The sequence below is a fragment of the Gammaproteobacteria bacterium genome (genome assembly GCA_032250735.1).
Lineage (GTDB): Bacteria > Pseudomonadota > Gammaproteobacteria > SZUA-152 > SZUA-152 > SZUA-152.
This window is the reverse complement of record JAVVEP010000008.1, coordinates 117,824-129,904: the sequence shown is the minus strand read 5'-3', so window position 1 is coordinate 129,904 and position 12,081 is coordinate 117,824. Positions and strand designations below refer to the sequence as shown.

The window sequence follows — 12,081 nt, the reverse complement described above, 5'->3', positions numbered from 1 at the left end:
TGGGAGACGATTGTCTCTGATTAAAAGTGTCCGTTAAACTGGGGGAGGTTCACTGTGACCCCCATTCCTGTGGAGACGATTGTAGGAAACGTGAATCGCAGCCTGAGAGGCTGGGTGAGCTATTTCCATTATCGCAACTCGAATCAGGTCATGGAAAAGGTCAAGTTCCATACGGAACAACGGATGCGCAAACACTTGATGAAACGCCACAAGGTGAAAGACAGAGGGATCGGCAACGGCCGGTTCCCCAGTGTTGAGCTGTATCGGCGTTACGGGTTATACAAAGTTCCAACAGCAGCGGGCTGGAAATCAGCGCATGCCTCGGCGTGAAGAACATCGGAAAGCCGTGTGCGGGAAAACCGCATGCACGGTTTGATGAGGGAGGGCAGGCGAGAGCCTGTTCTCTACTCTACCCAAGGAATGACCCCAAGGAAGATGATGACCCCAAGGAAGATGATGACCCCAAGGAAGATGTAACTGGATGTGCAAAGTCAAGCAATGACCCTAGGGAACAATGACCCTAGGGAACAAAGTCAAGCAATGACCCTAGGGAAGAAAAATGACCTGGGACTGATGACTTCTGGACCGTTAACTCCGGGTCAAGAGTTTTTTCATGCGCCCACAACGGTGGTGGGTGGCGGGTGGGCGGTTTCAGGGTATCGCTTTTAGTGCTGCGGGCAGGGTGATCCGGAAGCGTGTGCCTTTATCGCCGGATGTGGCTTCGATGTTTCCACCGTGGAGATCAATGATGGACTTGGTGATGGCCAGGCCCAGTCCGGCGCCGTCGCAGCCTCGTTGGCGTGAGGTATCCACCCGGTAGAAACGGTCGAAGAGGCGGGGGATGTGTTCCTGGGGAATGGGAGGGCCGGGGTTTTCGACGCTGATGGTGACGGATTGATTATCCGCAGGATGGAGAAGCACCTTCACGGTATGGTTCGCTGGGGTATGGCGGATGGCGTTGGAGAGCAGGTTGCCCAGAGCGCGCCTTAGCATGAGCCGGTCCCCCGGCGTCGTGGCCGCGCCATCTAATTCCAGTGATACGCCCCGTTCTTCCGCCCATGCTTCATAGTATTCGAACAACTCCTGCACTTCCTTGTGAAGATCGATTTCAATGGAGTCAGGCTGATACAGGCCGTTGTCCGCCTTGGCGAGGAACAGCATGTCGCCGATCATCTGCGCCATGCGCTCGTATTCCTCCATGTTGGAATAGAGAATTTCCCGGTACTCGTTCTCACTGCGGGATTTGGACAGGGCCACCTGGGTCTGGGTGAGCAGATTGGTTACCGGGGTGCGCAGTTCGTGGGCGATGTCGGCGGAAAAGTTGGAGAGACGCTGAAAGGCCTCCTCCATGCGCGCCAGCATGTCGTTAAAGGCCAGCGCCAGGTCGGTGAGTTCCCGGGGCATGGACTCCGGCGGCAGGCGGGTGTTCAGCTCGGCGGCGCTGATGTGGCGGATGCGGGCGACGATGGCACGCAGGGGTCCGTGTCCCTGACGCACGGCGAACCAGCCCATGAAGCCCATGACCAGAATGCCGCTGGCAATCATCAGCCATAGGGTGTGGCGGAAGCCGGCAAGAAATTGCTGATGGTGATCGATGGCCACCGCGACGGACAGGGTCATGTCTTCCATTCCTCCGGCGGCAACACCGGCGACCCTCCGGGTTAGCATGCGGTAGTTATGCCCGGCGGTATCGTTCCAGTGGAACAGTGCGTTGTTCTCCCGGCCCTCCCGGTTGCCGGGGAGCGGGGCGGAGATGGCGGAAAGCGCCGGGCCATTGGTGCTGGCAAACAGACCCCGTCCATCCTGTCCGGCAATGTGCAGTAAAGCGCCGTGGTGCCCGACCAGGATATCGGTGAGCCGCTGTTCGATGGTCTCAGGACTGTTGGCGTCAGCGCGGCTGGCCAGTACCTGTGAGACGGTCTGGGCGATGATTTCCAGCTCGGCGTCATCTCCCACGCTGAAATGGTGTTCGATGGAGCGCTCGATGAACCAGCCGAAGCCGGTGAAGACCACGATGGCCACCACACCGAAAAGTAGGGTCAGGCGCAGGGTGAGAGAGGGAGGACGCGGCGGTTGCATCAATCTTCACCCGGCACATCGAGCATATAACCCATGCCGCGTACGGTATGGATGAGCTTGGGGGTGAAGTCGTCGTCGATCTTGGCCCGCAGGCGGCGGATGGCCACATCGATGACATTGGTGTCGCTGTCGAAGTTCATGTCCCACACCTGGGAGGCGATGAGGGAGCGGGGCAACACCTCGCCCTGGCGGCGCATCAATAATTCCAGCAGGGCGAATTCCTTGGCGGTGAGGGGGATGCGGTGGCCGCCTCGGTTCACCCGTCGGCGCATGAGATCCAGTTCCAGGTCAGCGATCTTAATCGTCGTATCGGCTGCCGCGACAGTGCCGCGCCGCAGCAGGGTACGGACCCGCGCCAGCAGTTCCGCGAAGGCGAAGGGCTTGACCAGATAATCGTCCGCGCCTAGTTCCAGTCCCTTGACGCGGTCGTCCACGCTGTCGCGGGCGGTGAGAAACAGGACCGGCACGGAGTTGCCCACCTCGCGCAGGGACTGCAGGATGCGCCAGCCGTCCACGTCCGGCAGCATCACGTCGAGAATGATGAGGTCGTAGACATCGGTCATGGCCAGGTGATGGCCGTCCAGGCCGTTGCGGGCCAGGTCCGCCACAAAGCCGGCCTCGGTGAGCCCCTGTTTGAGATAGTCACCGATCTTGATTTCATCCTCGACAATCAGGATTTTCACTGTCTGTCCTCATACACCCGTTTTCTATCCCCTAGACTAACCGCCACTCGCTGCCAGATACATGACGGCAACATGACAAAATTGTAATGCCCGCGTCAGGCTGGGGACAGGGTGACCCGCTATTGTATATGGCAAAGGTGGCCTGCGGGCGGAACCGCGTCCTGTTCACGGCCGGCCCCATCACTTTGCTGTCAGAGGAATCAGTCACGATGAAACAAACGCCTCTCAAAACCTGCCCATTGCCCGATCCCTCGCGCCGCCGCTTTATCCAGGGCCTGGCGGCCGGCGGCGTCCTCATGGGCCTGTCGCCGTGGATCAAGCCGAGCTGGGCCGCACAGGCGGCTGCCACCCATACGGGCGCGGCCCCGGTTCTCAGCGGGACGGAGTTCGATCTCACCATTGCGGAAACGGCGGTGAACTTCACCGGCAATCCGCGCATGGCCACCACCATCAACGGCTCCATCCCGGCGCCGGTGTTGCGCTGGCGCGAGGGGGACACGGTGACCATTCGAGTCACCAACCGCATGAACGTGCCCACCTCCATCCACTGGCACGGCATCATCCTGCCCTATCAGATGGACGGCGTGCCTGGCGTTAGCTTCAACGGCATCGCGCCCGGCGAGACCTTCACCTACCGTTTCAAGGTGCAGCAGGCGGGCACCTACTGGTACCACTCCCACACCGGCTTTCAGGAACAGACCGGCATGTACGGTGCCATCATCATTGAGCCGCGCGGCGGCGCGAATATCCGCGCCGACCGCGACTACGTGGTGCAGTTGTCGGACTGGACCGACGAAGATCCCATGAAGGTGTTCGCCAGGTTGAAAAAGCAGGGCGACTATTACAACTTCAATGAACCCACCGCGGCGGATTTCTTCCGTGACGTGTCCGTCATGGGTTTGGGTGCCGCCCTGAGCAAGCGCCGCATGTGGAACGAGATGCGCATGAGCCCTACGGACCTGGCGGATATTTCCGGTTATACCTACACCTACCTTATGAACGGCAGCACCCCGGCGGGCAACTGGACCGGCCTGTTCAAACCCGGCGAGCGCGTGCGCCTGCGTTTCATCAGCAGCGGCACCCAGAGCTTTTTCGATGTGCGCATTCCCGGCCTGAAGATGACCGTGGTGCACGTGGACGGCCAGGACGTGGAACCCGTCACCGTGGATGAATTCCGCTGCGGCCCGGGCGAGACCTATGACGTGCTGGTGGAACCCAGGGACGAGGCCTACACCCTCTTCGCCCAATCCATGGACCGCACCGGTTACGCCCGTGGTAGCCTCGCTGTTAGGGAAGGACTCAGCGCCCCGGTGCCGGAACTGGACAAGCCCGAGTGGCTCACCATGGCCGACATGATGGGGTCCATGGGCGGTATGGCGGCAATGGATCACGGTACATCCAACACGATGACAGGCATGGAAGGCATGGCAGGCATGGAAGGCATGGATCACAGCGGCCATAGCATGGCGGGCATGGCTATGGACTCCGGCGCCGCGGTGCACGCCCGTCACGCCAAGACCGAATACGGGCCCAGCGTCGACATGCGCGTCGATATGCCGCGCACCAATCTCGACGACCCCGGTATCGGCCTGCGCAACAATGGCCGCCGGGTTCTCACCTATGCTGACCTCCATACGCCAGGCGGGTCCATGGATTCCCGTGGACCGGAACGGGAGATCGAGCTACATCTTACCGGCAACATGGAGCGCTACACCTGGTCGCTGGACGGCCTGGAGTTCGGCAAGTCCACGCCGATTCATTTTCGCCACAACCAACGCCTGCGCGTCATCCTGCACAACGACACCATGATGACTCACCCCATGCACTTGCACGGCATGTGGAGCGAGCTGCAAAACCCCGACGGCAGTTTCCTCGCCCGCCGCCACACCATTAGCGTGCAACCGGCGCAGCGGGTCAGCTTCCTGGTCACCGCCGACGCCCTCGGCCAATGGGCATGGCACTGCCACCTGCTGTACCACATGGACGCGGGCATGTTCCGCAAGGTGGTGGTGGCATGAGTGTGAACCCGATGACAAGCGACAATAAAGGCATGAGTCAACAGGCCACGAAAATCGGTCAAAAATCACTTCTAACCATGGTCCTCCTGGCCGCTATGGGCATGCAACCCGTGCTGGCACAAGACGCGATGCAGACCATGCCGGAGATGGATCACAACTCTATGCCGGGGATGGACCACGGCACCGCCCTGTCCGCAAGCGATTCCACCATGGGCGATATGACCGACATGAGCACCATGGACCCCGGCACCATGCAGGGCGGTTCGGCCCCGGCGGATGCCCGCGATCCCCACGCCTATTCGGGTGGTTATACCCTGGAATCCGGCCCTTACAATCTGCCGGGGCCGCGCCAGTTACGGCTGGCGGACGAACACAACTTCGGCTCGCTATTGGTGGACCGCCTCGAGACGGTGCGCACCTCGGACAATACCTCCACCGCCTATGATCTGCAGGCCTGGTACGGCCGCGATTACGACCGCGTCGTACTCAAGGCCGAGGGGCATTACGACGACGGCGACTTTGAAGAGGCCAGCACCGAGCTGTTATGGGGTCATGCCCTAACCGCTTACTGGGACAGCCAGGTGGGTCTGCGTTTTGACAGCGGTGAAGGCCCGGATCGCAGCTGGCTGGCCTTCGGCGTGCAGGGGCTGGCTCCCTATTGGTTCGAGGTGGACGCCACTGCCTATGTCGGTGAAGAGGGCCGCACCGCCTTGAGCGTGGAAGCGGAGTACGAACTGCTGCTCACGCAAAAAATCATCCTGCAGCCGCGTATCGAGGCGGCATTCTACGGCAAGGACGATGACGAGCTTGGTATTGGTTCCGGCCTGTCGGAAGCGAAGGCGGGCCTGCGGTTGCGCTACGAAATCCGCCGTGAGTTTGCACCTTATGTGGGCGTCGAATGGGTCGGAATGTTCGGCGGTACCTCCGATTATGCCCGCGCGGCGGGTCTGGATACCAAGGAAACGCAGGCGGTAGCGGGCATCCGCTTCTGGTTTTAACTGCTAATAGGAATCACGAATGTTAACCATCATCCCCAACTGGCATCCCGTCTTCGTGCATTTTACCGTGGCGTTGCTTTTCCTGGCGGTAGGGCTATTTGCCGTTACGCCTTTTGTAAAACCGCCGCTGCGAGAACAGTGGCGGATCGTGGCCCGTTGGGCGCTTTGGTTTGGTGCCGGATTCACCGTCATCACCGGCCTGACCGGGCTCTATGCCTACAACACCGTCGCCCACGATACCCCCTCCCATGCCGCCATGACCGATCACCGCAACTGGGCGACTGCTACAATTACCCTATTCCTCGTCATGACCATCTGGTCCGCCGCACGCGTGCGCCGTCAACAGGCTCTCGGCGCCGTGTTTATCGCAGCGATGGTGATTGCCGGCGGCGTGCTGGCCTCAACCGCCTGGCGCGGCGGCGAGGTGGTGTATCGCTATGGCCTGGGCGTGATGTCTCTGCCCCAGGTCGAAAATGGGACGGAGGGTGAAGGTCATGCCCATGAACATGCCGATGGACGCGGGCACACCAGTGAAACACCTGCTGTCAGTGGTGCGATGGAGATGGCCACAGAACACCATGAGCAGGACGACGCTCACAACGACGAACATTTTCATGGTGAACAGGCGAAGACGGATTTAGACGTGGCGAATGGTGGCTCCACTACTAAGCCGAAGGATTACCGTGATGACGGACATGATCATACACACTAAACGGCAAAAGAAATCAATGCGGCAAATAGCATGATGCACGACGGCAACGGATGGCATTGGGGTTTTGGATTTTTGAGCAGGGATGTTCTTATGCCGCGAAGCCCAGGGAAGGGCGGGAGCGACCGGGCACTGGGGATTGGGTATCCTCTTCTGGGTGACCGTGATCTCGCTTATCGCCGCGTTGGTCAAATATGTGCTCGGAGGCCGCAAGTAACAGAGTAGACGTCATTCGCATACATTGTTATTCGATATTCAAGGAGGGTAAGAATAATGAAAAGAATACTTGTTTATATCTCAGCGTTTGCGCTGTTTAATCCGTTTGTCGCCAACGCCGAATTGCAGATGTATGTTCCCACGGGGACAGCCAATGACCTGGTGATTATTGATCTCAACACCGACAAAGTCACCGGCCGCATCCCGGAGCTGGAAAACGCCCACGGCCTGGCGGCCAGTCCCAACAGCGACTACCTGGTGGCCGGCAGCATGCAGCCGATAGGGACTGGTGTGGTGAGTGGCGCGACCAAACCGTCGGCGGTGAGCGAGGCTGAGCATGCGGCTCATCACGCAGCCGGTTCGCCGGAATCCGGTACCACGACTCCCAGTTATGTTTCCATTGTCCATCCCGAACACGGCCATGTCATGCGCCGTGTCGCCGTGCGTGGCATCACCCACCACACGGCTGTGTCGCCGGATGGAGTCGTCGCCATCGCCGTGCATTCCGGCGCGGGCGGAATTTCGGTCATTGATCTGGTATCCATGTCGGTGGTGAAGGAAGTCCAGACCGGACGATCACCCAATTACGCCTTGTTCAGCAGTGATGGAGGCCGCCTCTATGTCTCTAACGCCTTCTCTGGCACGGTGAGTGAGATCAATGTCAGTGACTGGACCGTCAAACGTGAATTGGCTGTCGGCAAAGAGCCGGAACATATGGCGCTGTCGTCAGATGATAAGAAACTGTTTGTGGCCAACGTCGGCGACGGGCAGGTGGTCGCGGTGGATCTGAACAGTGGAAAAATTCGCAAGCGCTACACCGTGGGCCGGGAGCCACATGGTATCGATGTCTCTAACGACGGTCGCTGGTTATTCGTTACCAGTAAAGGCGACGGAAAACTCCTGCGTTTCGATCTGCAAAGTGGTGAGCAACGAGCCGTTGATTTGCAGCCCGCGCCTTATCACCTCGACTACGTCGATGCCGTGAACAAACTCTATGTCTCCAGCCGCAAGGAACCGAAGATCTGGGTTATCGACCCACAGGCGTTGGCGGTGCGGGGCGAGATCGCCATTGGTAAGGGCGTTGCGCACCAGATGGTGATTCTCAACCGTAAGGGGAAATGACAATGGAACAGCGTAATGATGGGGAGCATCATTCTCACGTGGTCGCGACCACCGCGCGCGATCCTGTCTGCGGCATGACCGTGGAGCCGGCCAAGGCGGCGGCACAGGCGGAGCATGACGGTAGTCGCTATTACTTTTGTTCCCAACACTGCCACGACAAATTTATCGAACAACCCTCACATTACACCGGAACCGGTCAGGCCGGGCGCAAGGCGCCGCCGGAAGCTGAAGCAGCGATTTTCACCTGCCCCATGCATCCCGAGGTAGAACAACCGGGGCCGGGCGCCTGCCCGAAATGCGGTATGGCCCTGGAGCTGAAGGGGGTTCCCGCCCCGACCACAAACACCGAATACACCTGCCCCATGCATCCTGAAATTGTGCAGGATCATCCGGGCAACTGCCCCAAGTGCGGCATGGCGCTGGAGCCGCGCACGGCCACAGCGGGAGAAGAGGACGACGCGCAGGGACGCGCTAGTGTCGCGGGAGGCAGGAAGCCGGGAGCGACCAACGCCGAGCTGCGCGACATGAGCCGCCGCTTCTGGGTCAGCACGGTGCTGGCCATCCCAGTGCTGTTCAGCGCCATGGGCGCGGAGTTCTGGCCGGAGGCATTCGCGGAGGTTGTCGCACCACGCATGCGCCAATGGCTGGAACTGTTGCTGGCCACACCGGTGGTGCTGTGGGGCGGCTGGCCCTTCTTTGTGCGCGGCTGGCAATCGCTGGTTACGCGCAATCTCAATATGTTCACCCTCATCGGTCTCGGTATTGCGGTGGCCTGGAGTTACAGCATGGTGGCCGCGCTGGCGCCGGGTATTTTTCCGCCTTCGGTATTCAACGAGATGGGCGTAGTGCCGGTGTATTTCGAGGCCGCGGCGGTGATCACCGCGCTGGTGCTGCTGGGGCAGGTGCTGGAACTGCGCGCCCGCTCGCGCACCAATGCGGCCATCAAGTTGCTGTTAGGCCTGGCGCCGAAGACGGCGCGCATCGTGCGCGACGATGGCCGCGAGGAGGACATTGCGCTGGAACAGGTGCAACTCGGTGACAAACTGCGTATCCGCCCCGGCGAGAAAGTGCCGGTGGACGGCACGGTGGTGGAGGGTGCAAGCCACGTGGATGAATCCATGGTCACCGGCGAGCCCATCCCGGTGGAAAAAATTGCAGGCGAAAAAGTCATCGGTGCGACGGTGAACGGCACGGGCGGTTTATTGATGGTGGCGGAGAAGGTGGGCGCTGATACCCTGCTGGCGCAGATTGTCCAGATGGTGGCCGAGGCGCAACGCTCGCGCGCCCCTATACAAAAGCTGGCGGATGTGGTGGCCGGTTATTTCGTCCCGGTGGTGGTGCTCATCGCCGTTGCTGCATTCATGGTGTGGTATGCCGTCGGGCCGGAGCCGCGCCTGGCCTATGCGGTGATCAACGCCGTGGCGGTGCTGATCATTGCCTGCCCCTGCGCCCTGGGCCTGGCCACGCCCGTGTCCATCATGGTGGGCACCGGCCGCGGCGCCACCATGGGCGTGCTGTTCAAGAACGCCGAGGCATTGGAGGTGATGCGCAAGGTGGACACCCTGGTGGTGGACAAGACCGGGACCCTCACCGAGGGACATCCGGAGCTGGTGAGTGTGACGCCGGCGCAAGGCTTCGACGAAGCGGAGATCGTGCGCCTGGCCGCCAGCGTCGAGCGCGCCAGTGAGCATCCGCTGGCCGCCGCCATTGTGCGGGGCGCCGAAAGACGTGATCTCGAGTTGGCGCCGTCCAACGACTTCCAATCGGTGACCGGCAAAGGTGTGACCGGCCTGGTGGACGGCCGCAAGGTCGCTCTGGGTAATATCAAATTGTTGGAGGATCTCGGCATTGAGGTGGGCGATCTGCCAACGCAAGCCGACGCCCTGCGCAGCGAAGGCCAGACCGTGATGTTCCTGGCCGTGGATGGCCGCGCCGCCGGCCTCATCGGTGTGGCCGATCCCATCAAGGAGACCACACCCGAGGCCATCCGTTTTCTGCACGAAGAAGGCATCGAAATCGTCATGCTCACCGGCGACAGCCGCAAGACCGCCGAGGCGGTGGCCGGCAAGCTGGGCATCGACCGGGTGCAGGCCGAGGTGTTGCCGGATCAGAAGGCTGCCGTGGTCAAGCAGTTGCAGGCCGAAGGCCGCATCGTCGCCATGGCGGGCGACGGCATCAACGACGCGCCCGCCCTGGCCCAGGCCCAGGTGGGTATCGCCATGGGCACCGGCACCGACGTGGCCATGGAAAGCGCCGGCGTCACCCTGGTCAAGGGCGACCTGCGCGGCATCGTACGCGCCAGGCGGCTGTCTCGCGCCACTATGCGTAATATACGCCAGAACCTGTTCTTCGCCTTCATCTATAACTCACTGGGCGTGCCGGTAGCCGCCGGAGTGCTGTATCCGTTTTTTGGATTATTGCTTTCGCCCATGATCGCCGCAGCGGCCATGAGCTTCAGTTCGGTGTCGGTAATTACCAATGCCCTGCGTCTGCGTAAGGTCCAGCTTTGAGGGGTAGGGTGGGCATTGCCCACCATTGCATTGAGCCGATGTGTTGTGGGCGATACCCACCCAATGGAACGGGGTCATCACTGGAACGGGGTCATTGCTTGACTTTGCACTTCCATCATTGGAACGGGGTCATTGCTTGACTTTGCACTTCCATTATTCAGCATTGGAACGGGGTCATCATTGGAACGGGGTCATTGCTTGACTTTGCACTTCCATTATTCAGTATTTCAGAGGAGTACAAAGTCAAGCAATGACCCCATGTCGATGTTTTGAAACCCCTGTGAAATCAATATCTCGCCTACATGGATGTAGGTGAGGGGCGTGAGCAGGAAGCGGAAGCTTTGCACCATGCATCCACGTTTAAGCCACGGATTCAGGATACATTTATGCAATGCCTTTAGGAGTTGAATTCAGAGTATGAAAAAAGAAATCACCATCATTGGCAACGGATTTGCGTCATTGTTTTTTATTCAATATTTTCTTGTGCTGCCGGTTTTCCCGTTTTTTACCGGGTTCTTTCGCCGGCTTTATTCCAGGTACGATATTACGCTTATCGGCAATGGCAACTTCACTTACTTCCCGGCGATTCCGGAATTCATCACCCGGAAAAAGAGCAGGCGAGATGTCTGCATTGATATCCGTCCGTTTTTGTGCCGTAGAAATATTCGTTTTGTCGAGGGCGTTGTCACGGACATACGGGATAGCGGAAGAACCGTTATCGCCAACGGGGAGGCTTATAAAAACGATGCGCTGTTTATAGGCATCGGACCGGCGTTTCTGGAAGACGATATCCCTGGCACCAAGGAACACACGTTCTCACCGTGTAACGGTCCGGATGAAATGGAAACATTTATGCGTAGCCTGGAATCCATGAACAAGGGGGTCATTTATCTGGGATTCAAGATTAACAAACAGGACGGATTCGCGGCTGGTCGTGGAGGGCAAATGTACGAGTGCGCGTGCCTGCTGGATTTTGCCTTAAAAGAAAGACGGCTGCGGGATAACTTCGAGATTCATTTTTTCTCGCCGGATATCGAGCCTGGTGAGACCGGCGGGATCACAGACCGGATGCGTGAACGGGGAATCACTCTTGACTATGGTTACGAACCGACGGAATTCGTCGCGGGTGGAATGCTTGATAAAGGCGGCGCGTTTCGTCAGGCCGACCTGATCCTCTATTCACCGGGGATAACCGGTTCCAGGCTGGTTCGAAAATCCTGCCTTTCCGTTTCCGCCGGCGGGCAAATCGATGTAGACAAATACGGGCAGGTAAAAGGACTGAGCAATGTCTTCGCCGCCGGGGATTGCGCCAGCCATGAGAATCCGCCGCCGTGGGTGCCGCACCAGGCACATATGGCGCAATTTCGCTCCCAGGCCGCGGCAAAAAATATGCAAGCCGTGTTAAAGGGTACTGCACCTGACAGAACCTACCGGTATGAGCTCTCTTGCATTCTCAATATGGAGAATGATGCGATGTGGTTGCATATGGCATTGGACAATAAGCCACCGTTCTGGAACCTGTTTCCCCGACATTCAAAAAGATTGATCGGCGTAAAAAACATGTTCGAAAAACTCTACCTGTTTTATCTGCGCTATTTGTGAGTCGGTTAACCTATTTATGTTAAGGGGTTCAAGTATTGCGGATATTTCGAGCGACAGGGCGTTGCGACTAGACCGTGTGAAATATTCTGTCGCTGTAAAGACGATCTGATTCAGCGATTCAGTTCGCCACTATAAAGTAGGGGC

9 protein-coding genes are annotated in these 12,081 nt (G+C 59.2%); 7 read left to right on the top strand and 2 right to left on the bottom strand.

Annotated features, from left to right (window positions below):
- Positions 1-54: 54 nt before the first annotated feature.
- A complete protein-coding gene (locus RRB22_07025; protein ID MDT8384151.1) occupies positions 55-330 on the top strand; it encodes a group II intron maturase-specific domain-containing protein in 276 nt (91 codons plus the stop codon).
- A gap of 321 nt (positions 331-651) precedes the next feature.
- On the opposite strand, the gene RRB22_07020 is transcribed toward RRB22_07025, so the two are convergent.
- Together RRB22_07020 and RRB22_07015 are read right to left on the bottom strand one after the other, a co-directional pair.
- A complete protein-coding gene (locus RRB22_07020) occupies positions 652-2,079 on the bottom strand; it encodes a heavy metal sensor histidine kinase (GenBank protein ID MDT8384150.1) in 1,428 nt (475 codons plus the stop codon).
- Complete coding sequence (locus RRB22_07015; protein ID MDT8384149.1) at positions 2,079-2,762, bottom strand: heavy metal response regulator transcription factor; 684 nt, start codon at positions 2,760-2,762, stop codon at positions 2,079-2,081. Before RRB22_07015 ends, RRB22_07020 begins: the two co-directional genes overlap by 1 nt.
- 209 nt (positions 2,763-2,971) lie before the next feature.
- On the opposite strand from RRB22_07015, the gene RRB22_07010 reads away from it, so the two are divergent.
- From RRB22_07010 to RRB22_06985, 6 genes are all read left to right on the top strand, one after another.
- A complete protein-coding gene (locus tag RRB22_07010) occupies positions 2,972-4,780 on the top strand; it encodes a copper resistance system multicopper oxidase (protein ID MDT8384148.1) in 1,809 nt (602 codons plus the stop codon).
- 32 nt (positions 4,781-4,812) lie between these two features.
- A complete protein-coding gene (locus tag RRB22_07005; GenBank protein ID MDT8384147.1) occupies positions 4,813-5,778 on the top strand; it encodes a copper resistance protein B in 966 nt (321 codons plus the stop codon).
- 19 nt (positions 5,779-5,797) lie between these two features.
- Complete coding sequence (locus RRB22_07000; GenBank protein MDT8384146.1) at positions 5,798-6,490, top strand: DUF2231 domain-containing protein; 693 nt, start codon at positions 5,798-5,800, stop codon at positions 6,488-6,490.
- 270 nt (positions 6,491-6,760) lie between these two features.
- Positions 6,761-7,825, top strand: a complete 1,065-nt coding sequence (locus RRB22_06995; protein MDT8384145.1) for a beta-propeller fold lactonase family protein — start codon at positions 6,761-6,763, stop codon at positions 7,823-7,825.
- Between the two features lie 2 nt (positions 7,826-7,827).
- On the top strand, positions 7,828-10,335 hold the full coding sequence (locus RRB22_06990) for a heavy metal translocating P-type ATPase (GenBank protein ID MDT8384144.1): 2,508 nt from the start codon (positions 7,828-7,830) through the stop codon (positions 10,333-10,335).
- A 417-nt stretch (positions 10,336-10,752) separates the two neighbouring features.
- Entirely contained in the window at positions 10,753-11,937 is a 1,185-nt protein-coding gene (locus RRB22_06985; GenBank protein ID MDT8384143.1) for an FAD-dependent oxidoreductase, read from the top strand.
- The last annotated feature ends 144 nt before the right edge of the window (positions 11,938-12,081 follow it).

Bases quoted from the DNA above. Each gene is read 5' to 3' on its own strand.
- RRB22_06990 (MDT8384144.1), top strand. From the start codon at position 7,828: ATGGAACAGCGTAATGATGGGGAGCATCATTCTCACGTGGTCGCGACC.
- RRB22_07005 (MDT8384147.1), top strand. From the start codon at position 4,813: ATGAGTCAACAGGCCACGAAAATCGGTCAAAAATCACTTCTAACCATG.
- RRB22_06985 (MDT8384143.1), top strand. From the start codon at position 10,753: ATGAAAAAAGAAATCACCATCATTGGCAACGGATTTGCGTCATTGTTT.
- RRB22_07010 (MDT8384148.1), top strand. From the start codon at position 2,972: ATGAAACAAACGCCTCTCAAAACCTGCCCATTGCCCGATCCCTCGCGC.
- RRB22_07000 (MDT8384146.1), top strand. From the start codon at position 5,798: ATGTTAACCATCATCCCCAACTGGCATCCCGTCTTCGTGCATTTTACC.
- RRB22_07020 (MDT8384150.1), bottom strand. From the start codon at position 2,079: ATGCAACCGCCGCGTCCTCCCTCTCTCACCCTGCGCCTGACCCTACTT.
- RRB22_06995 (MDT8384145.1), top strand. From the start codon at position 6,761: ATGAAAAGAATACTTGTTTATATCTCAGCGTTTGCGCTGTTTAATCCG.